Raw genomic sequence first — 19,796 nt, 5'->3', positions numbered from 1 at the left:
ATTAACCGTGCGAGTCGACCCAAGCGTGTGCCCACGACAGACCGGCTTCTTGCGCCTCTTCCTCGGTATCGAAAACACCAAGGATTCCCGAAGCTTCTACGAATTTCCGCTCCTGAGTAACCGTTCCGCTCGCCGCATACCGCTCGGGGGCTAGAACCTCCTCTTTTTGCTCAATGGCGTGGCCCCATAGCACGTAACCTTTATAGGTAGCCTGCTGCATCTTGTTCGTGTTCCTATGGAGTTGGTTTGACCTGCTATGCGCCGAACATTGTCGAAATAAAGCGTTTTGCTTCTTCGCGGCTCACGTGCTCAAACGGCGCGGCGTGGTGAGCGTACAGGAACTGCGTGCCTTCTCGGTCAGTCAGCTTCACCGTGAGGCGGAACAATGACCCAGCGGGATACTGCTGGCGCATGGACCGACTGCATTCAACTTTAAGCGCAGGGTTGACGCCCTGTCCAGGTAGTGGCCTCACGCGCAAACCTGCTGACGACGGTTCGCCAGATGGCACATACGTTTCAACGATGATTTCCATCGGTGGCTCCGGGCTTGTATCAGGGGCTCGCCAACTTGTGGCTGGAGCGTATTTTATTCCTGCCTGCATTCAGGCGAAGAGGTCGCGCACGCGTTCGAAAGGGAGCCCCGATTCGGCGGCGCGCCGAACCTTCCGTTCGAGCACATAATTCAAAGGAATCTGCCGGTCGAGGGCGTCGAACAGGTCGAGTCCGTCCATACAGATAACGCGCTTTGCTCGACCGAAGGCGGCCAACCCGTCCGGCGTGAAGCCGCTATTGCTTACGAACAGGCCGCGGGCCCATGCCGCTTTCTGTTCCAGCTTCCCGTGAAATGCGTGTAAATCGGCAGCGGGCGTCTGGGCCGAGTGCCACTTCGCCTCGACGAGGTAGGTTTCGCCTTGCAGCACAAAGCTGCCGTCTATCTGCTCGCCGCGATGGCGAAACGGCTCTCTCGCTTCAAGACCGAAGCAATCGAACGCTTCCTTGAGCCACGTCTCGAACGCGTAACCTCGCGGATGTGGAGGCAAGGACGAGAGCTCAATGAGCTTGGTTTTGAGTCCCAGAATCCGGCGAGTATCGAGCGCCGGCTTGGGCGGCGGTTTTGGATTCGCTGTGCGCTCGGGTTTGCCCTCGAGACGGTTTATCAGGGAGAGGAACTGTCCTTCAGCATTGGTGACCCACTCATCCCGTCCCTGTGACTGCCGAACGGCCTCGCGATTCCCTGCGCGTTCGGCAATCATGCCGGCGGTTTCTCGCCTGCAGCGCAGGCTGTTGTTCTTCTCGAATCCAGACGTGCAATCAAATAAAGTATGCCCGAACGCGAGCAGGGCATCACGGTGAATCAGCCTGTGCCTGCGAAAGTGTCGACATTGGGCATCGTCAGGAAGCGGTCGCCATCTGATTCGGCCTCGCCCTCTCCATCAAATTCTCATAGAACGGAGCGTAGACATTGGAAAGGTGACGCGGCAGCTCTGGGCTACGGTAGGGGGCCTCGTTCAGGAGGTCGGACAGCAGCAAGAGACGTTTTTCCGGGATGGCTCGACGTCGCGTGTAGTCTTCAAAGAACATCGCGAACCCGCGATTTTTCAGCCGAACAGCCTCGATAAGCCGGTCGAGATGGTCGACGCTGAGAATGTAGACCGGGTTTCCCGACGCGAAGTGGTCTACACTTGCTGAGAAGAACTGGTCCGTTTCGGCCGCAAAAAGGTCACCATAAGTGATGACGACCTTGTGCACGGCTGCGGTGGAGTTGGTCTTCCGTACGAAAGCCTCGACGTTCCTCAGCTGTTCATCCGCCTTCTTCACGGTTGCGCTGAGCTTCGAGGCGTAATCACGCGCGGTGCCTGTTGCAGGTAGCGTGTGGGTCAAGGCCTTGTTCTTGACCTCGAGCAGCACGACATCAGTCCCATCTAACACCGCGAAATCGCAGCACTTGCCGCTGACCGAGAAACGCGTCCGAACTTGCTCTTCATTCAGAATCTCAAGGCCAGTAAGACTGAGGCTACGCCCGACATACTGTTCGAACAGCTTTTCGAAGCTCTGCCGAATTCCAGGGTTCTCGCTGCGGCCGACGATGTCACTCAACGCGTATCCGAGGTTTCGGTCGAGGCAACAGCGCCCCCAGAAATACCAGGTGTTGTTGTCCAGACGCGTGAAGGGTGACCGGTACAGCAGGTTAGGCTGGAACCACTCGTCGGAGCTGACGTCATCAAAATGCTCTGCAGTCACCGTTCGGGGGATGAGCATCGTTTGATAGAATTCTTCGACGGGTGCTCGCCCAAAAATTCCCTGCAAAGCCACCCTATATCTCGGAGCCATGACGGTCGAAATATCTTCGAGTGAGTGTTTGCGAAAGAGGGTTGCAAGGCCGAGGAAGTCCATGGGCGGCATGCCCAAGCTCTCTTCGAAAAGACGGTAGAGCTGCGAGTTCGGTTGCAGTTGGTTTATGAGGTCAATCTGACGCGCAAAGGGCCCGAGCTCTTGCTCTCGTTGATGCGGAATTTGCGGGAGAATCCACGACCGGAGCGCGAGGTGAAACGAGCGGCCCGGCCCGAATCCGGTGAAGGCTAGCTCAGCGAGCTTCCAAGCCAAGTCGATACACCGCCTCAGCTCTTGCCGTGTGATTGCCTCGAAGCCATACATCCGCGGCTCATCGCGCAATACCCAGACTGCGACGCGCTCTGCTAGCCACGGGGCTCGTGGTTTTCCGTCGTCTGCCGTCGACTCGGTCCCGATGAACTGAGACAGCTGGGCCAATACGCTAGCGTAGGAAAACTTCCGGAGCCGGTTGCGGATTGGCCGAATGGCCTCGGCGTACGTCATCGTTTCTGTCGCTTTCAGAATGAAGTGCTGCCGGAAGAGCGCCTAGCGTAGCTACGGCTGGCTGCGCTTAGTGCGAAGCTCTTTTGGCAGCAGTCTGTTGAGCTCATCGTCGGTGAAGAAAAGCTCCTCAGCTTGCTTGAGCGCTTTTTGCGCATCTGCGTAGGCTTTGCCGCTCGTTCGGGGAGCTGCTTTGTAGATGTCTTCGAGGGTCGCGTTCAGTCGGTCACGGGCAGCGCGGATTTCATCGACCGCGCGACCGTCATTCATGTCGACCAGAAGAGAAAGAAGCGCTTCGCGGACTCCCCACAACTTGGATGCAACAATAGTGTGCTTCTGCGCCTGCTCGCCCAGGCTGGCCTCTTTGAAATACAGCGTGAAAGCCAGCAAAATTGTCGAGAGCACCGCGCCCACGAGGGTGTATGGATGGGTATCTCCAAGAACTGCCAGTAACAAGCTGCTTGTTGTCACAGCCGACAGGAAGATTTCCGCGTTTTTGATAAGCTTGTAGCGAGCAATGTATCGGTCGGCCATCTTCTCGTGGGTCTTGTGGGTGTACGCGGCGCGCGCGTACATCTCCCGCAACTGCCCCTCGAGCGAAGCCGCCAACTGCAGTTGTGATTCGTTAGTCTGGAAATGCTGTTCCATAGATTGCCCGAAATTTTTGCCGTGCCGACCAGTTTTCGCCAGCAGCGATATGCGCAATCGCCTCAATGGCCCTGAGCTCCGCAGAGCGCGCCTTGTACTGGAACACGTCGCTTCGGTACACATATGAACCGCTGCCAGGCGCAAGCCAATACGTCTGCGATGTGTCCAGGTTCGCCAAATACCGGAAGAAGTCCCGGGTCATATAGTCGTAATAGACATACGACTTGTCCCGATATTCCCAGTTCGCAATGAACTGGTAAGCAAGCGTGTCGACTAGCATTCCACTCATCGACACGTTGTTCGTGTCGCGCCATGCTCGCGCCATTCGACTGAGTTCGACCAGATTCTGATTGCAGGCCGCGTTCCTGACCGAAAACGCGTTCATCTCTTGTTTCGGCTTGCAGATACGCCATGAGCCGCCACCGTTCGAGTCTGCAAAGGTGTAGCTGTCGTCGGTATTGACGAATGCGGGCAGAATCTCGAACCGTATGCCATCGTCAAAATTGATGACTACGACTTGACCGTCCCCTGACACCTCGGAGGTTTTGTAGGTGTTCCGGATTGAGTTTCTGACGAGCGCTAGCAATGCGGACTGGCCATTTCCAGCGTGCCCGTGGAAACGCTGATACAGGGCATATGGAAGTTCGTAGAGCAGGTCGACATCGCTAACACTCGGGATAGCTGTGCTGCGACCGTACGAGCCGACGTAAAACCGATATGCCGTTTTCGAGTCTAGCTTGTCGCGGAGGTCATGATTCAATTGAGCAACGATGCGGCCGGTCCGATAACCAATCGAACCGCGTTTTTCAGCATTGATACGAAGCGCACTACAAAACTGAGAAAACCAATCCCCTTCGCCCATTTCTCACCTTCTTCTCTCAACTGTTATTTAACGCTATAGCGAACTGCGTCTGGCCCGTGGAATCCCGCCAAGTGCCTGCCTTACATTATCTTTTACAAGACAATATCAGTAAACCATGACGCATTGGGCCATCAGGCCGCAAGCTTGTGCTCGTAGTACGGGCGGTCCTTGTCATCGAGGATGGCGTACATCGCATTTAGGCTTGATGCCTCTGGATTCAGCCAGGCCTCGATGTTCTCGGGCTTGATGGGGATGATGCAGCGGTCATGGCCAGCGGCTTCAATCTCGGGCGGCGGCTCGTCGGTGATGGCCGCGAACGACAACAAGTCAGGCTCACCCGGTTTGGTCCATCGCGACCAAAGGCAGGCGACGTGCATCAGTTGCCGGTTGCTGGGACGAAACTCAAGGACGACGTTCTCGTCCTTGTCATGCGTTTCCAGCACCGTGCCTTCCATCTTCGCCTTCTTCACGTTCTCGTAGAAGACCTCGACGAGCATCACGCCGTGCGTATGGCCGAAGCACGGCTTCCAGAATCCCTCCAGATTGTCCCGGCGCGCGTTATAGGTGCCTGGGAATTTCGCATCGTAGTTCGCGGGCTTGCCCGCAATCCGGCACTGGTATCGCATCGGCCTGACCACGTATTCGCCGTTCTCCATCACGAGCACCGGCGCGTAGGTGCCGGGGAAGATGCGGGTGTCACGCGGCTTCGACTCGGTCCTGTTGATGTCCTCGATGCGACGCAGCGCGGCTTCAATTTTATCCGTGGCGATGCGGCGGCTCTCGGTCGCAACCTTCGTCACCTTCAATTCCAACTTGCGCTCGGCCTCTGTTAGGCGGGTGCGCTGTTTGAAGAGGTCCTGCTCGAGCTTCGTCTTCTGCTCGGCGCGCGTCTTTTCGATGAGGTGCCAAACCTCGCGCTCACCATCGTTCTGCGGGTCGCGAAAGGCATCGTCGAGCGCCTTCGGCGTCTTCACACTGCTTCCTTCCGCCTGAAGGAAGTAGAGACGCGCAAACTCGGCGATGTCCATGTGCGCGCCGAACATCCGAACGTACCGGCGATAGTCCGCCAAGATTTGAGCCGAATAGCACATGCGTCATCTCCGTTGACTGCATCGTATGTCGGTGCCGATGCATGACCCGTCACATCCGCGGCAGAAGTACCGGTCGCGCACGCTGCCGTCGACTCGCCAGCTGTTCGCGGTGTCAGGTGACCTGGTGCCCACCGTTCGGTCGTTCTCGCTTGCGAAAAACGTTGGCTCGCCCGCTCTGCCGCGCGTGACCGCCTCGTCAATAGTCGCATCCCCGAACGCGTGACGCAATTCGGCCACAAACGCCGCTATCTCAGGCATCGGGTGCTTGCGTACAGGCATATCCATCGTCGTCTCCCGTCGCGACCAAAAAGGGACTCTTCACAAGACAGGTTTTTGATATACGATACTGTACATACATACAGTGGTCGGTGCCAATGTCTGCCTTGCCCCAACATGTCGAGTCGATTCACCCAGCCTTGTGGACCTTTACCCAAGAAGTACATACTTCGTAGACTGACGGGGAAGACGCCGCCTGCAGCTTGACTTCAGCGGCGACTTCTTTTCGATGTATGAGTACATCGAAATACATTATTTGGTGGCCAGTCAGTTGCGGAGTATTTTGCGAATCGCGCGAGCGAAACCGATATCTAGGATCGTGCGGCCGTGCTCGTTCACGATCTCACCGTGGGTCCCCTCCCGTAATCCCTGTTTTTCGAGGTGCCCTGCGCAGATCGCCTTTTCCAACGCCTCCCGTTCCGAAGGCGTGAGTTGCGCTGCGTTGTGACCATCTGTCATCGTTGGCAATACCGTGGCAGCCGCTGACATGCGACCGCCGATCGGACGCCGGTCCACGACAACCTGGGTGTTTGCCTTCAAAAGGTTCACCTCAGCCCTGAGCTTGTCACGCTCTCCGATGATCGTTTGCATGACAGAGCGGATCGCGGGGTCATGAATACGCATGAGGTACTCGTGGCTTGCCAGCGGCTTCGATGACTGAAGTATCTGTGGCCCGGCATAAGTGACCCAAGCTGATATCAGCTCGCGGTAGTCCGCCGATTGCGTATTGTAGAGAACGCGCCCCTTCAGAATTCCGGTCGCCTCAACGAGGCGACCAATGGTTGGGAGTGAAAAATCGCGCGAGCCAGACTCGTGATGTTTTCGGCAAATCTCGTGCAGCGCTGCCAGTCTGGCGAGCCGATGAGACCGGCCACCTTTGGCGAGCAGCGCGTCGAGAACAACGTCCGGATGTCCGGTTTCCGCACCACTCATGCTTGGACCTCTTTGATTGATTGAGATTTGCGCGTGAACATTCCGGCGGAATCGCATCTCGGCAATAGAGCGGAGAAATCCACGCCGAATCGCTCACTCAAACTTCGACCAGCGTCCATCAGATTAACGATTTCCAGCCTACCCAGCGCTGGATTCGTCGGGTTCATCCGCCGCGCGAGATTTCGCATGAAAGCGTTGCCAGCGCGAAGCTGTTCCTCCTCGCCCAGCATCATGAAGAGGGGTGGCCTGTTATCGCGATAAAGCACAGCGTCGAGCAACTGACTACGACGGAATATCGCCTTGCCGGCATCGAGATCTGGATAAAGCTCGACGTCCTCGCAGACGCCTGCAAGTTGCAGCAGTTCCGATTCGGTCTCTTCAAACGCAATGTGTACGTCACTTGCAGTACCCACGGCCACTAACTGGGTAGAATCTTCGGCTGGCCTCTCGAGCGCCGACTTGCAGCGTTCAATTAGCCGCCAACAGGCAGCAAGATCCTCCGCGAAGTCGTTGAATCGCTTCATCGCTCCTTCCCACACGCGTTCCGCCTAGCGAAAGGTATCGAGACGGAGAAACACTTGCCCTGCCTCTTCCGCGTCAGCCTTTTGCTTCTTCAGATCAAGAAGCACACGCTCATTCGCGAGGCAAGCATTGCGTGACTCATCAAAATGGTAGGCGATCGTGTTGAAGTGCGCGACAAGCGCTGGCAGATAGTGAGGCTCCGTTACGAACCACCGGCATCGAATGCAGTTGCGATTCCCTCCCGGAACAGGAGCGTGCTTTGCGTTGCCAACAAGATTACCCGACAGAATCCTCGCGCCTCCGTTGTGGCATCCGCCAATTGCGCGGTTCTCCACAGAATCGCTGGCGTTCCCTCCAACAAGGCACAAACCATGGTGCATTGGCATCCAACCCAATGCATTTCTTGCCGCCGGATGTTCTGGAATTGCATCTGCAACACTGGCCACACTACTGCAAATCGCTCTTTGCACAAGCTCCTCGTGCGCGGTGTCGAGCAGGAAGTTCTGAATACTTGCGTTCTTATTTGCATCCAGGCGCGCCTTCGCATCCATGAGCACGTCGTGAATATGAGTGGCTCCTGGCTTGGTGTAATACAACGTCATGACTAAACGGCTATGACCGACGAGCTTTTGTAGCACGGGAAACGGCACCTGCCCTTCAAGGGCCAGTGCAGTTATAAGGGATACGCGTAAGCTGTGTAGAGGGAATAAAGTTCTCTTTTTGGACTGGGGTGCCAGCAGTCGAATCGGTGTCCCATTTTGATGGGCCTCGCCTCGCCCGGCGAGCCGAGATTCGAATGCCTTCAGCAAATGGAACCAGCACACGTTGAGCGCCTGATCCTGAAGCGGATAGTTACGCATCTGTGCAGTCGGGTACTCTGGCAATCGGAAGAGAAAGCACGCGTCGGGATAGCGTGCCAACTGAAAGTCAGTCTTAGCGATGATATGCCGGCGATCCAATTCTGCCCATGACGTCCGACGCGTAATGCCGTTGTATTTCTCTTGCCAATTGCGCAGCTTCTCGAGCCAGTAGAAAACGTTCTGGTGGACCGCTCCCCCGTGAGTCCACGGCAGCAGATAGCCTTTCTCTGGCCCCGACTTCGATATGTCCGCGGTCTTGTTCGTATTGATATAGAGGACGGTCAGCGCGCTATCATTGTCGCTGTGATCGTAGTCGCGCCGGAACACACCCTGTTGCAGCGGTCGAGATTCGCTACCCTGTGCAATCTCGCTACTGTTCAACTCCCAACGGGCCGCCGTGTAGCGCCAGGTATCCGCCTCTCCAGAGTCCAGCACACGGACCTGGCTGGTGCGCAGTGGCAGGATTAGCTTAACAAGCAATGCCACCCATCGGACCGGGCTCCACATCTGCAACACTTGCCCACCGCGGTAGTTCCGGCTCAGCTTACGCATACGCCAGACGCAATCCGGATCGTCACGATCAATCTGGTCTTCGGTCACTTCGAACCAGTCAGGCGCGCTCGGACCCAGATCACCGATCTTGCTCCCGAGCGCACCCTGAGCCCATTCCCAATCAAGAAAATGGGGTCCAGCTGCGAGCATCTGCCGAAGTTGATCAATATAGCCATAAGGAAGCGGCGAGTAGACGCTCTCGCGCCGCTTCGGTAAAGCTGTTTTCGACATGCGAGGTACCGGGTTGTGATAGCCATGCAACACCATAGCTCTGCCATCTTTGCCAATCTGACTGAAGCGCCGCAGCAAAACAAACTGCAGGAAGGTATGGATGAGATTGTTTGCGTCGATGCCCCACGCAGTATCGGGGCACGCCGTTTGGTAAAAATCGGGAAGCGAGGTCGTCTGCGCCAGCAATAGGTTTGGATCGAGAGGTAGTCCCTGAGCAACCAGATAACGCTCAAAGAAGTTCGCCAGCGCCTGGAGTCGCTGGCTGAGACCATGAGTTTCCCCACTGAGCCACTCCAACGCCAGAGCTCGCCAAGCACCGAGTTCTGGATAACGCTCGTCCACCCAAGCGAGCGTTGCATCGGAGTCGCGCCGCACGCTGCGTTCAACTCTCGCTGCCTTGCGGCTTCCCACGGGTGCGGTCGGATAGTTCTTGGTCATGTGTATGTTTAGTCACTGGAAGATATGGCGGGTCGAACGAACGGGCCAACCCCGAAGCGAGCGTGGCTTGCCCCGTCCAGCCTGTGCGCAGCTTCCTCGAGCGCCTTTCTGGCTTCGCTGAAGCTTGCCTGCGTGTAGACCTCCTGGCTGTCAATGGACGCGTGATGCATGAAACGGCGGATCATCGACTTCTCGACCCCCGCGTGCTTCAGCCGCTGCCCATAGGCGTGTCGATGCCCATGAGGTGTCGTGCCCCGCACCTTCCCGACCTCCAGCCCTATGCGTTTGCACGCGGCCGCGTGAGCCTTGTTATATTGCGTCAGCGTGTACATCGCGCCGTGCGGCGCCCGCGAGAGATTCACGAAGGCAAAAGGATGATCTCGCTCAAAGTGCGCGAGCTGCTTGAGATAGGAGTGCCATAACTCGAGGAACCACTCGCCATATTCCGGCACGAACCAGTAAGCCTGCTTGTAGTAAGGACCATCGTGCATGCCGCCCTTCCAGCCGGCATGCCGACGGTCCATCAAGTCCGTGCGCGGCACGAGGCCAAAGCATTGACCAAGGTATTCCGCTCGGTTCGACTTGCGCGGCCTGCCTCGCTCGTCACACCAATCGGCAGGTGCGCTTCCATAACGCGGATGGTGAATAAGGACCTTCGCCTGACGGGGGCTCTGTGGGTCCGAAAACACATCCTGAACGTAAAGGTGAAAAGGCTCCGACTCTCGAAATCCCGCACCATGGAGCAGTAATGTAATCAAGATGCCGCGATAATCGTAGTGGTCACCGTTGCGAAAGCCCTTAAATAGCAACGCTTCAAAGTGGCGCTCTGGAAAAGTCGGCGGCTCTCCCTGTGCGACCTTCGGCAGGCCACGATAACGGAGCCGATACGCGGTTGAGCGCGGCGTTGCGTTCGACGCCCATATATGCCCGAGAAAGGCTCTGTTTCGGCGGTACTGGTAGGCGGCTTCATCGGTCTGTCGATCGAAAGCGCTGCCAACATATCGAGGATTGACGGTGGACGCTTCCGGACGAATCTCGCCCAGCCAATTGAAGAAGTCGCTTAGATGGGTGATGATTCGCGCTGCGTCGTGTGGCGAACGAGGGGGCCAGCAAAGGCGAGTCGTGTCGATTCCAGTTGCGCGATTGAAGGTTCCTGTGTACAGACGCTGCGCGAAGTTTTGAAACAGTTGGTGAGGATCACGCTCAACCGGATTGACTTGAATGTATTCGAGAAAGAGCCGAACGGATCGCGTTACCTTCCGCATCCACTCCAGACTCCGGTCATGGCTGCGATGCAGAAAATAGTCGATGAGCGGTTCAAGAATCCCCGACGCGGTGAGTATCGCGGGAATTTCGGCGTAAACGCCGGTTTCGTCCGTGAAGACCTTTGCTCTGATGCTGACGAACATCGCTCGACAGAAAAAAGCGATTACCCTACCCTCGAATTAAGTCACTACTTTGACGGTTGAGATCTCTCATTAGAACACCCGCGCCGGCGACAACTTCGAAGCCACAAAGGAAGCGGATTTCGGGAAGCTGGACCTTTGTCTGCAGACACTGCGGCGCCCCGATGATCATCATCGAGACCCTCCCGCGCACCCATCCGATTCGCGCGCCCCGACATTCCGAGGCAGCGTATGAGCGCAAATGACCAAGATCTTCATTCGGACCGTCGGCTCTTCGGCAACGAGCGCCAACAGGAGACACTCGCGTCTGCCGCTCCAGGCAGCCCCTGGCGCCGCTCGCGGCATCGTCACATCATCCCGGTCGACACCTTCGAAACCGCGTTCGACACCATTCCGACCCAGGTTCGCTTCAGCATCCGGTGGCAAGGCTGACGGTGAGCTCGCTTTATTCTCCATAGCCGATCAAGGGTCCGGCCGCGTCGGTTCACTCCGTGGTTTCCTCCCTCGAGCCTTGTCCAACGCCTGCCCGCATGCGTCGCCGTGTACTTATGGGCTGCGGACAAGGGCAGGCATCGAACAACGCTTAACGGAAGTGCGCGTTGACGATCGGCCGCTTCCGGGAGGCGAAATACACGACCGGTTTGCGGCGATGAGTTTGAAGCGCGGATGGTCTCAGCCCGGACCCTAACCGGCCGTCGGGGAAGAGTATGGGACGATGACCGAATTCGGGGCAAGAAGCGCCATCGACGCCGCTTTAGGAAAGCGAGGCCCGACATCTCCGCCGGATGCCAGTCAGTAGCTATGCCTTGACGGCGGCAGCCGCATCCCCAAACTTTCCTTGGGATTCGTTGTAGCGCGTCCTCCGCAATACGACTCCGATTGCCGAGCGACGCATACGGTCGCACGTCGCGACTCGAACGCAGCGTCGCGGCATTCGTGGCGCATCCCTCTGTCAGCCGAAGCCAATTAAAGGCGAACGGACGTACGAAATCGCTTTCGTGCAATGTTTACCCAACTCAGCTTGACCTTGGTTTCTTTCCTGATTAGCATTAACCGAAATCGTTTTCGTTCAACCCGCATCGATCTGCGCCGCGTGCAGATTTCCCGCCGAAAGCTGCGCTTCGCGCCGGGGAAGACTGTCGACGTCATTCACGAGTCCGACTAGGAGACACCGTGTCACACCTTTTCCGTTTGCTGGCTTTTGCTTTGATAGCGGCTTCATTCGCATCCCCTTCGGCCGCGATGGCGGATACGCCTGTCCGCACGAAGCTGCGCGTGGCGTCCGTCGTGTCGGCCGCCTGGCTGCCGTTGTGGGTCGCCAAGGACAAAGGCATCTTCGACGCTCATGGGTTGGACGTCGACATCACGACCGTGCAGAACGTTTCGACCGTCGTTGGCGCGCTCGGCCGACAGTTCGAGATGTCGGGCTGCACGCCGATCGACATCATCAAGGCGCGGCTCAGGAAGCTCGATATCGTCGGCATTTCAGGTAACACGCAGGAGCGATCGTCGAACCAGCAAATGCGGCTGGTGGTCACGGCTAACGGCCCGATAAAAAGCATGGCCGATCTCACAGGACAAGTCGTCGCCACGCCATCGCTGAACGGGGTGATTCACATTGCTACGTTGAACGCGCTCCGCGAGCGCGGCGTCGACCCGAAGAGCATCCGCTTCCAGGAGATGTCCTTCGCGAATATGGGCGACCAGCTGGCCGTGGGACGCATCGCCGCGGCCGAGATCGTCGAACCGTACGCATCCGCATCGATGAAGACAAGCGTCAATAGCCTCGGCAATCCGATGCTTTCCGTCGGCGACCCCGTGGTTCTGACCTGCTGGATGACCAACGGTCAGTGGGCCAGGTCGAATCACGCGACGCTCGTCGCGTGGCGTGCCGCGCTCGACGATGCGATTCAGTACATCCAAAAGGACGACAAAGCATCCCGCGCGGTACTCGCGAAATGGACGCACCTACCGGACGAAATCGCCAAATCCACACGCTTGCCTGCTTATCACACGCAACTCGACGACGCCGATATCGAGATCTGGATAAAGGCTTCACTTGCGGTCGGTGCGATTAGTGAGAACGTGAGCGCAGCGGGATCGAGCGCCAACTAGAAGAACAGACGCGGTAATAGAGCACCCCAAAAAAACACAGGAGACGCAGTAATGAAACAACGGTATCCGGCAACCGCAGTCCACTTTGCCCAGTACGCAGCAGGTTTGACCATCGTGTCAGCCGCAAGCACCGCACATGCGCAGTCGAGCGTGACGCTCTATGGCATCGTCGACAGTGGCATTGCATACGTCACCAACGCCGGAAAAAGCAACGCTCAGAATCACAGCGTGGTTCAGATGATCACTGGCGGCGATGCAAGCGACCGGTTCGGGATTCAGGGCAAGGAAGACCTGGGCGGCGGCATGAAAGCAATATTCACGCTTGAAAGCGGCTTCAATATCGCCAACGGTACGCTTCAACAGGGTGAGCGCCTGTTTGGCCGGCAAGCATTCGTGGGCCTTCAGACACCGTACGGCACGGTAACGCTGGGTCGTCAGAACGTTCCGCTCTTCGACTATTTCATCCAGCTCGATCCGCTAGGCTATTACAACTGGTCGCTGGTTGCCCAGGACGCCCAGTACGCGAACCGGGCGGACAACTCGATCAAATACGTCGCGTTCGCCGGACCTTTGCATTTCGACGCGCTTTTCAGCACCGGTTACGACACAACCATCCCGAACGGCGCACAGGTTCCAGGCGAATTCCACGTCGGCCAGGAGATCAGCGGCGGTGTCAGCTATGCCACCGGTCCGATTCTGGCGGCTCTCGTGTACGACATACGCCGTGGCACATCGACCGCCACGCAGAGCAACAAGGAGCAACGCATTGGCGCCGGACTCAGTTATCAAGTGATTTCGCCACTGAAACTATTCGCTGGATTCAAGTGGTTCAACAGCTCCATTCCGGCTACTGCAGCGCGCTCCAATATGTACTACGGCGGAGTCCAGTATCGCGCCACGCCCGCCTTGTTTGTTTCCGTGGCCACTTACTACACGGACATCACATCGGCAGGCCAGCATCCGATCGATTTCGGCATCAACACAGCCTATTTTCTTTCGAAACGCACCAACCTCTACGCGGCAATCAGCTACGTGAAAAACAGTCATGGATCCAACCTCGGAGTTGCTGGCTTTGGGTCCGGGGTGGTCGTCGGCGCCAATCAGACAGGCGTCGAATTGGGCGTAACCCATCGGTTCTAGCGGGCGCAGCGGCTTCGCGCGACACAACAGCCTCTTTGACGGATAAACATGAACGCACCTGCATTTTGCTGTGACCAGACCGAGGTCAGATTGGCATCGGCGAGCGGAGAGAAAGTGATTCTCCAAAGCATCGACCTGCGTATCGGCCGCCGGGAATTTCTTTGTCTGGTCGGCGGGTCGGGCACCGGCAAGACAACGTTGCTGCGCGCATTGGGCGGCTTTTGCGAACCAACGGGCGGCAAGGTCCTGTACGAGGGTAAGACTTTCAGCGGACCGCCCGAGGGCGTCGTCACGGTGTTTCAGGACTACGGCAACGCGTTGCTGCCATGGAGAACGGTCAAGGGTAACGTAGCGCTTGGTATCGAGGAGAAGATTTCCGGCAAGGAACTCGACCAGCGGATCGACACGGCCCTGACGCTGGTCGGACTCAAGCATGTCGAGAAGGAATATCCGGCCAAGCTGTCCGGCGGCATGCAGCAACGGCTGCAGATCGCGCGCGCGTTGGCCCTGCAGCCGAAAGTCCTGCTGATGGACGAACCCTTCGGCGCGCTCGATGCGATGACCAAAGCGAAACTGCAGGACCAGTTGCGCCATATCCAGGCCAGCACCGGAGCCACCATCGTCTTCATCACACATGATGTCGACGAGGCCATCTATCTGGGAGACCGGGTCGTGCTGCTGGCCGGCTCGCCAGGAAGAATCGCGTCAGAAATACGCCCCGCGCTCCCCACGTCGCGGGATCAGATTTCCACGAAGGAGATGCCCGAATATCTGCAGGCGCGCCACGAGCTTCTGAACCTTCTGCATGGAGCCGCGCGATGACGAGCCTCTCGCGCGAGAGACGCCAATGGCTGCTGCCCATTGCACTACTGGCAGCCTGGCAACTGGCGACCACAACCTCCGACGGGCCTAACGTTCTGCCGACGCCCATGCAGATCGGCGAGGCGCTGCTCGATGCGCTGGTGAGCGGACGTCTGCCCGCCGATGCATTGCATACCTTCGGCGCAGCGCTCGCGAGCTGGGGCATCTGCCTCGTCGTCGGCATACCGCTAGGCATGGCGCTGGGCAGTTCGGCAAAGCTTCGCATCATGTTGTCGCTCTTTATCGAACTGCTGAGGCCCGTGCCCGCGGTCGCGCTGATTCCGCTCGCGATTCTGGCGTTTGGATTCTCGTTGCAAACCGAGATCAGCGTCACCGTGTTTGCGAGTGTGTGGCCCGTGCTGTTCAGCAGCAAGTCAGGCATCGAGCGGCTGCACGCCAGAATGTTCGAGGTCGCCGCCACCTTGCACCTCAGCAGGTCGCATGCGCTACGGAGCGTCGTCACGCCGGCCGCCCTTCGCGAGATTCTCGTCGGCGCGAGGCTCAGCTTCAGTCTATGCCTCGTCGTGAGCGTCGTCGCGGAGATGGTGGGCAATCCGGCCGGCCTCGGTTGGGGACTGGTCAGAGCACAAGAAGCCATGAAAGCAAGCGAGATGTTTGCCTATCTCTTTGCCATCGGAACGCTCGGTGTGTTCGCGAACTTCGCGTTGGACTTCGCGGTCGGGCGTCTGCTTCCTGGCTTGTACCAGCGGAACTGAAAGGAAAGTCACCCGTGAACAACATTTCTCGTATGCTTGCAGGCCTTGTCCTGCCGATCGCCTTGTTATGCGCATGGTGCGCGTGGGGAGATCCGTCGTCACCGGTTGCGCCGGCACCGCAGGCCTGGTTGCCGCAAGCGGCCACGATGCTGGCAACAGGCGATCTTCAATTGGCGGTGTTGGCCACACTGAAGACCGTCGTGCTTTCCACCGCAGTCGCCGGCGTGATCGGCACGCTGATCGGCGCGGTCCTCGGCGCGCGGCTTGCCCTCTCCGAAGCCGTGACGCCGACACTCGAATTTCTTCGCTCGATCCCACCGCCGACGATCGTTCCCGCCGCGATGCTGTTGATCGGCACCGGCGCCGGACTGGAAGTCTCGGTCGTCACGCTGGCGACGCTCTGGCCGGTCCTGCTTAATGTGCTACAGGCAACCCGGTTGATCCACCCGACTTTGACCGGCACGGGCCGCACGCTGAGACTTTCCGCGCGGAGCACGCTCATCAACATCTACGCTCCATGCGTCCTGCCAGGCATCATTGCTGGACTGCGCGTCGCGGTACCCCTGGCGATCATCGTCGCGCTTCTGGTCGAAATGCTCGCAACCCGGCCCGGCATCGGCGGCACGCTTCTATCTGCTCAACGCGACTTCGATGCGCCCACCGTCTTTGCGTTGCTGTTAATCGTCGGAATCATCGGCGTATGCCTGAACTCCGCGCTCGAATGGCTGGAGCGGTACGTTTCGAGAAGGCTGCCCAACAGCGTGCGCTGAACCTATGCGGAAGATGGCATGCCCGAACCGCATCGTGCGCCCCCTTTCCACACATGAGCCCGCGCCACTGCTCAGGATCACACGCAATGGCCGGGTTCCGACTTCAACGGTACATTCATGTCCATCGATTTCCAGATCATCGATCACGCTATTGCCCATATCGTGATCAACCGTCCCGAGCTTCACAATGCTCTCGACGTCGAGCACGATCGCGACCTCGCGCGTGCATTGCAGCGCTTCGATGAAGACCCGCAGTTAAAGGTAGCCATTCTGTCCGGAAGTGGAGGACAGGCGTTTTGCACCGGTGCCGATATCGGCGACTACCTGCCGCACAGGCGTGAAATCGCGGCGAGTAATGCGCCGACGTCGGTCATCAGCTTCGGCGGCCTGACGGGCGCCAAGGACATCGTCAAGCCGACGATTGCCGCGATAGACGGGTTCTGCGTGGCCGGTGGCCTCGAACTGGCTCTCGCTTGCGACATCCGCGTGGCCACGTTCGAATCGCGCTTCGGGTTGCCCGAGGTCAGGCTGGGCATTCTCCCCGGCGGCGGCGGCACGCAGCGACTCGCGAAGGTCACGGGCCTGGGAATCGCAATGAGGATGATCCTGACAGGCGACACCTTCGACGCCAACTTCGCGTTCAATCATGGCCTCGTGACCGAGCTGGTATCCGCGCAGGAGTTGCAGCAAACCGCGCTGACGATCGCTCGCCGGCTGGTCGCGAACGGTCCACTCGCGGTCGTTGCCGCGCGCCGCGCGGTCATCGCCAGCTACGGGCTCGATCTCGCGGACGGTCTGCTTCAAGAAGCGCAGCTGCAGAGGGAACTACTGCTGAGCCGTGACTCGCACGAGGGTGTCACCGCATTTACCGAACGCCGGCCGCCCGAATACACGGGGAGCTGATAACTGTCGACTTGTGGGGGTCGTGCCGTCCATGCCGCGGGCGGCACCGGCTCTCAACGATGTTTCGATGGATCGCGTTCGCGCAGCCATCCGGACAGCGCCGCAAGAGAAAGCACTTCAACGTCCGGCCGAACTTCGAGCCCTTTAAAGGGACTACCGGTGCGATCGATCCATGCGACCGTGTACCCGAAGTTTTTAGCGCCGGCGGTATCCAGGCCTTTGGACGAGACGAACAGGATCATTTTTCGCGAGGCGCCGACTGCCTGTTCGCCCAATTCATAGCCCGCCGCCTGTGGCTTATATGCTCGTACGGGTTCCGTGCTGATCAGATGGGGGAAGTACGTTTGCAAAGCGGAATGGTGAACGACCCGGCGTATGGATTGCGCTGAACCATTAGACAACACTTCACGGAGCGCCGATACTACGCAACATCTCCAGTGTGGCGGCCGTAGCCGGAAACGGATCCAGCCTCAAAGTATGCATCGCAAGGGTCCGCACGGTCGCGCCCGTTCAACGCCAGATGGAGCCGGAACGGACAATAGCGTCGCATCAGGCCACGTGCTCACATATATTCGAGCTGCTTCTGTCGCCACTACGGACTGATTTCAATCCCGCGGCCCGGGAACAACTGGTCGGATTGCTCCACGGCTGAATGTACGTCGAAGAGGGTGCCTTATAGAGCGAACAGAACGTCGCTGATTTTCGTCATGCGAGTTTCTCCATTCGGACTTGACTGTCACGGACTCAGTGCAAAGCGCGTAGTGCCGGCGATAGGCGCGAGCCATTGCGCAGCGCGCTCCGTATAGATTTCGATTTGCGGAGGCTGCAAGCCTTCCATGCTATCGAGCGTGCCAGCTTTCACGAGAACCTGCCCTGGTAGCGCCGGAACCTTCGTAATGACCGGAGAACCGCAATTCCCGCAGAAATGACGATATGAGGGCTGGCCGCTATCGCCCTTGTCTTCATAGATCATCGTCTGCCCTTCCTGCTCGTAGTCGGCCTCGCTTACGAACAGGTTAAAGGAAAACAACGTTCCACCCGCCTTCTGGCAGTGCCTGCAATGACATATTGCGGCGGCCGTCGGCTCCCCCTTGATGACGTAACGCACCGCGCCGCATAAGCAACCACCCTTTCGAATCTGCATGATTTATCTACCAGACTAAAAATTGCGGAGGAGCCGGCGGGCTCCTCCGCGGACGAATAGCAGCGTTTGTCGCCACTAACTTGCGCAGCGACATACGGCTTCACGGTGCGAGAACGTCACGCTGCGTCGGCGACCCGCACGAGCTTGCGGTTAAGGAATTCGCCAATGCCCAATTCCGACAGCTCGCGACCGAAACCGGCATTCTTGACGCCGCCAAAAGGCAGCCCCGGCGAGTCGACGAAACACGAATTGATGTACACCATCCCCGACTCGATGCGCGACGCAACCTGTTTGGCGTGCGCGATATCCGCGTCGAACACATAGCCACCGAGCCCGTACTTCGTCGCATTTGCCAGCTTGATCGCTTCTTCCTCTGTATCGACGACATAGAAAGACAGCACCGGCCCGAACGCTTCCTGCTGAAACAGCGGATTGTCTTCGGCGATATTCGTGACGATCGTCGGCTCGAGAAAGAAGCCGGGACGATCGACCCGCTTGCCGCCATAAACGATCCGCGCGCCGGCGGCCTCGGCGTCCGCGATCTGCTTGAGCAGACCTTCCAGCGCGCGTTCACTGACGAGCGGGCCGAGCTCGGTCGCTTCGTCTGTCGGATCGCCCACCTTGATCGCCGCGAAGCGCTCCTTCAGCGCCGCCAGCATCTGCTCGCCGCGCTCCTTGCCGACCACGATGACGCGCTTGATATTGACGCAGCCTTGTCCCGAGTTGAACGTGCGGCCCATGACGCACTGCTCGACCGCATGTTCGAGCGGCGCGCCCGGCAGAATCAGCGCGGGGTCGCTGCCGCCCAGTTCGAGGATCACCTTCTTCAGATTGCGCCCGGCGCGTTCACCGACCGAAATCCCTGCTCTTTCGCTCCCCGTGAGCGCGACGCCGCGCACGCGAAAGTCGTCGATCAGACCGGCGACCTGCTCGATGCTGCAAAAGAGATTGGTATAGGCACCCTTCGGCGCTCCGGCTTCCTCGAACAGCCGCGCGAAAGCGAGCGCACATTGCGGCACGTTTTCCGCGTGTTTCATCAGCACCACGTTGCCTGCGATCAGTTGCGGCGCGGCGACGCGGGCGAGTTGGTAGTACGGGAAATTCCACGGCTCGATCGCGAGAATCACACCGATCGGCTCGGATAGCAGCGTGGCGCCCGGTTCTCCCGGCAACGATTGCTCCGCCAGAAGCCGCTCGCCGTGTTGCGCGTAGTAGTCGAGGATGTCGGCGACCAGATCGATTTCCATGTACCCGAAGCGCACCACCTTGCCCATTTCGAGCGTCGGGTACTTCGCGTATTCGTCGCGCTTCTCGCGCAGGATCTGCGCAGCTCGCGCGACAATCCGGACCCGTTCGGCAACCGGCCTGAATTTCCAGTCTTCGCGATAAAGTTTGTCGGCCGTTTCCAGCGCCGCGAAAACTTCTGCGTCGGTCTGCAGCGGGAATTCCTTGATCAACTCCCCCGTGGCAGGGTTGATAGTGCGAAAGCTCATGTT

General features: G+C 58.5%; 21 protein-coding genes. 7 read left to right on the top strand and 14 right to left on the bottom strand.

Features of this window, described 5'->3' with window-relative positions:
• Window position 1 precedes the first annotated feature (1 nt).
• The 11 genes from ACZ9H4_RS04115 to gmtY all read right to left on the bottom strand — a co-directional run bounded on the left by ACZ9H4_RS04115 (window position 2) and on the right by gmtY (window position 10,654).
• Window positions 2-220 carry a hypothetical protein gene (locus ACZ9H4_RS04115; RefSeq protein ID WP_476118308.1) on the bottom strand — a complete coding sequence of 73 codons (219 nt, stop codon included), beginning with the start codon at window positions 218-220 and terminating at the stop codon, window positions 2-4.
• A gap of 34 nt (window positions 221-254) precedes the next feature.
• Window positions 255-533 carry a hypothetical protein gene (locus tag ACZ9H4_RS04110; RefSeq protein ID WP_476118307.1) on the bottom strand — a complete coding sequence of 93 codons (279 nt, stop codon included), beginning with the start codon at window positions 531-533 and terminating at the stop codon, window positions 255-257.
• A 69-nt stretch (window positions 534-602) separates the two neighbouring features.
• Complete coding sequence (locus ACZ9H4_RS04105) at window positions 603-1,253, bottom strand: restriction endonuclease (RefSeq protein WP_476118306.1); 651 nt, start codon at window positions 1,251-1,253, stop codon at window positions 603-605.
• Window positions 1,254-1,392: 139 nt separating this feature from the next.
• Window positions 1,393-2,835 (bottom strand): hypothetical protein, encoded by a 1,443-nt coding sequence (locus ACZ9H4_RS04100; protein ID WP_476118305.1) that lies wholly within the window; start codon window positions 2,833-2,835, stop codon window positions 1,393-1,395.
• Between the two features lie 51 nt (window positions 2,836-2,886).
• Window positions 2,887-3,480 (bottom strand): SLATT domain-containing protein, encoded by a 594-nt coding sequence (locus ACZ9H4_RS04095; protein WP_476118304.1) that lies wholly within the window; start codon window positions 3,478-3,480, stop codon window positions 2,887-2,889.
• On the bottom strand, window positions 3,458-4,342 hold the full coding sequence (locus tag ACZ9H4_RS04090) for an SMODS domain-containing nucleotidyltransferase (protein WP_476118303.1): 885 nt from the start codon (window positions 4,340-4,342) through the stop codon (window positions 3,458-3,460). The genes ACZ9H4_RS04095 and ACZ9H4_RS04090 overlap by 23 nt, the downstream gene beginning before the upstream one ends.
• Window positions 4,343-4,473: 131 nt before the next feature.
• Window positions 4,474-5,433 (bottom strand): SOS response-associated peptidase family protein, encoded by a 960-nt coding sequence (locus tag ACZ9H4_RS04085; protein WP_476118302.1) that lies wholly within the window; start codon window positions 5,431-5,433, stop codon window positions 4,474-4,476.
• A gap of 543 nt (window positions 5,434-5,976) precedes the next feature.
• Window positions 5,977-6,642: a gamma-mobile-trio protein GmtX gene (gmtX, locus tag ACZ9H4_RS04080; RefSeq protein WP_110406260.1), complete on the bottom strand. Its 666-nt coding sequence runs from the start codon at window positions 6,640-6,642 to the stop codon at window positions 5,977-5,979.
• Window positions 6,639-7,166 (bottom strand): hypothetical protein, encoded by a 528-nt coding sequence (locus ACZ9H4_RS04075; RefSeq protein WP_476118301.1) that lies wholly within the window; start codon window positions 7,164-7,166, stop codon window positions 6,639-6,641. Before ACZ9H4_RS04075 ends, gmtX begins: the two co-directional genes overlap by 4 nt.
• 24 nt (window positions 7,167-7,190) lie before the next feature.
• Window positions 7,191-9,245: a gamma-mobile-trio integrase GmtZ gene (gene gmtZ / locus ACZ9H4_RS04070; protein WP_476118300.1), complete on the bottom strand. Its 2,055-nt coding sequence runs from the start codon at window positions 9,243-9,245 to the stop codon at window positions 7,191-7,193.
• 8 nt (window positions 9,246-9,253) lie between these two features.
• Entirely contained in the window at window positions 9,254-10,654 is a 1,401-nt protein-coding gene (gene gmtY / locus ACZ9H4_RS04065; protein WP_110406258.1) for a gamma-mobile-trio recombinase GmtY, read from the bottom strand.
• Window positions 10,655-10,882: 228 nt separating this feature from the next.
• Between gmtY and ACZ9H4_RS04060 the strand changes: the two genes are divergently transcribed.
• The 7 genes from ACZ9H4_RS04060 (at window position 10,883) to ACZ9H4_RS04030 (ending at window position 17,156) form a co-directional block, all read left to right on the top strand.
• On the top strand, window positions 10,883-11,083 hold the full coding sequence (locus ACZ9H4_RS04060) for a hypothetical protein (RefSeq protein ID WP_110406256.1): 201 nt from the start codon (window positions 10,883-10,885) through the stop codon (window positions 11,081-11,083).
• Between the two features lie 741 nt (window positions 11,084-11,824).
• Window positions 11,825-12,766, top strand: a complete 942-nt coding sequence (locus ACZ9H4_RS04055; protein ID WP_476118299.1) for an ABC transporter substrate-binding protein — start codon at window positions 11,825-11,827, stop codon at window positions 12,764-12,766.
• 51 nt (window positions 12,767-12,817) lie between these two features.
• Window positions 12,818-13,906: a porin gene (locus ACZ9H4_RS04050; RefSeq protein ID WP_110406254.1), complete on the top strand. Its 1,089-nt coding sequence runs from the start codon at window positions 12,818-12,820 to the stop codon at window positions 13,904-13,906.
• 48 nt (window positions 13,907-13,954) lie between these two features.
• Complete coding sequence (locus tag ACZ9H4_RS04045) at window positions 13,955-14,728, top strand: ABC transporter ATP-binding protein (RefSeq protein ID WP_476118298.1); 774 nt, start codon at window positions 13,955-13,957, stop codon at window positions 14,726-14,728.
• Window positions 14,725-15,483, top strand: coding sequence for an ABC transporter permease (locus tag ACZ9H4_RS04040; RefSeq protein ID WP_110406252.1), 759 nt, complete (start codon window positions 14,725-14,727; stop codon window positions 15,481-15,483). Before ACZ9H4_RS04045 ends, ACZ9H4_RS04040 begins: the two co-directional genes overlap by 4 nt.
• A gap of 14 nt (window positions 15,484-15,497) precedes the next feature.
• Complete coding sequence (locus ACZ9H4_RS04035; protein WP_146221203.1) at window positions 15,498-16,253, top strand: ABC transporter permease subunit; 756 nt, start codon at window positions 15,498-15,500, stop codon at window positions 16,251-16,253.
• 117 nt (window positions 16,254-16,370) lie between these two features.
• Window positions 16,371-17,156, top strand: a complete 786-nt coding sequence (locus ACZ9H4_RS04030) for an enoyl-CoA hydratase/isomerase family protein (RefSeq protein ID WP_476118297.1) — start codon at window positions 16,371-16,373, stop codon at window positions 17,154-17,156.
• 53 nt (window positions 17,157-17,209) lie between these two features.
• Here the strand turns inward: ACZ9H4_RS04030 and ACZ9H4_RS04025 are convergent, their stop codons facing one another.
• The 3 genes from ACZ9H4_RS04025 to ACZ9H4_RS04015 form a co-directional block, all read right to left on the bottom strand.
• The gene (locus ACZ9H4_RS04025) at window positions 17,210-17,620 is read right to left on the bottom strand and encodes an HAD-IA family hydrolase (protein WP_476118644.1); all 411 of its coding nucleotides are present in this window, start codon (window positions 17,618-17,620) and stop codon (window positions 17,210-17,212) included.
• A 272-nt stretch (window positions 17,621-17,892) separates the two neighbouring features.
• The gene (locus tag ACZ9H4_RS04020) at window positions 17,893-18,300 is read right to left on the bottom strand and encodes a GFA family protein (protein ID WP_110406248.1); all 408 of its coding nucleotides are present in this window, start codon (window positions 18,298-18,300) and stop codon (window positions 17,893-17,895) included.
• A 116-nt stretch (window positions 18,301-18,416) separates the two neighbouring features.
• Window positions 18,417-19,793 carry an NAD-dependent succinate-semialdehyde dehydrogenase gene (locus ACZ9H4_RS04015; protein ID WP_110406247.1) on the bottom strand — a complete coding sequence of 459 codons (1,377 nt, stop codon included), beginning with the start codon at window positions 19,791-19,793 and terminating at the stop codon, window positions 18,417-18,419.
• Window positions 19,794-19,796: the final 3 nt, after the last annotated feature.

Source organism: Paraburkholderia sp. TE9906, from assembly GCF_056279605.1.
Note: the sequence above shows the minus strand (reverse complement) of the source record. Positions and strands in the feature narration are given on the sequence as shown.

Bases quoted from the DNA above. Each gene is read 5' to 3' on its own strand.
- gmtZ (WP_476118300.1), bottom strand. From the start codon at position 9,245: ATGACCAAGAACTATCCGACCGCACCCGTGGGAAGCCGCAAGGCAGCG.
- ACZ9H4_RS04105 (WP_476118306.1), bottom strand. From the start codon at position 1,253: ATGATTGCCGAACGCGCAGGGAATCGCGAGGCCGTTCGGCAGTCACAG.
- ACZ9H4_RS04030 (WP_476118297.1), top strand. From the start codon at position 16,371: ATGTCCATCGATTTCCAGATCATCGATCACGCTATTGCCCATATCGTG.
- ACZ9H4_RS04100 (WP_476118305.1), bottom strand. From the start codon at position 2,835: ATGACGTACGCCGAGGCCATTCGGCCAATCCGCAACCGGCTCCGGAAG.
- gmtY (WP_110406258.1), bottom strand. From the start codon at position 10,654: ATGTTCGTCAGCATCAGAGCAAAGGTCTTCACGGACGAAACCGGCGTT.
- ACZ9H4_RS04085 (WP_476118302.1), bottom strand. From the start codon at position 5,433: ATGTGCTATTCGGCTCAAATCTTGGCGGACTATCGCCGGTACGTTCGG.
- ACZ9H4_RS04095 (WP_476118304.1), bottom strand. From the start codon at position 3,480: ATGGAACAGCATTTCCAGACTAACGAATCACAACTGCAGTTGGCGGCT.
- ACZ9H4_RS04060 (WP_110406256.1), top strand. From the start codon at position 10,883: ATGAGCGCAAATGACCAAGATCTTCATTCGGACCGTCGGCTCTTCGGC.
- ACZ9H4_RS04090 (WP_476118303.1), bottom strand. From the start codon at position 4,342: ATGGGCGAAGGGGATTGGTTTTCTCAGTTTTGTAGTGCGCTTCGTATC.
- gmtX (WP_110406260.1), bottom strand. From the start codon at position 6,642: ATGAGTGGTGCGGAAACCGGACATCCGGACGTTGTTCTCGACGCGCTG.
- ACZ9H4_RS04020 (WP_110406248.1), bottom strand. From the start codon at position 18,300: ATGCAGATTCGAAAGGGTGGTTGCTTATGCGGCGCGGTGCGTTACGTC.
- ACZ9H4_RS04015 (WP_110406247.1), bottom strand. From the start codon at position 19,793: ATGAGCTTTCGCACTATCAACCCTGCCACGGGGGAGTTGATCAAGGAA.
- ACZ9H4_RS04110 (WP_476118307.1), bottom strand. From the start codon at position 533: ATGGAAATCATCGTTGAAACGTATGTGCCATCTGGCGAACCGTCGTCA.
- ACZ9H4_RS04050 (WP_110406254.1), top strand. From the start codon at position 12,818: ATGAAACAACGGTATCCGGCAACCGCAGTCCACTTTGCCCAGTACGCA.
- ACZ9H4_RS04045 (WP_476118298.1), top strand. From the start codon at position 13,955: ATGAACGCACCTGCATTTTGCTGTGACCAGACCGAGGTCAGATTGGCA.
- ACZ9H4_RS04115 (WP_476118308.1), bottom strand. From the start codon at position 220: ATGCAGCAGGCTACCTATAAAGGTTACGTGCTATGGGGCCACGCCATT.
- ACZ9H4_RS04075 (WP_476118301.1), bottom strand. From the start codon at position 7,166: ATGAAGCGATTCAACGACTTCGCGGAGGATCTTGCTGCCTGTTGGCGG.
- ACZ9H4_RS04040 (WP_110406252.1), top strand. From the start codon at position 14,725: ATGACGAGCCTCTCGCGCGAGAGACGCCAATGGCTGCTGCCCATTGCA.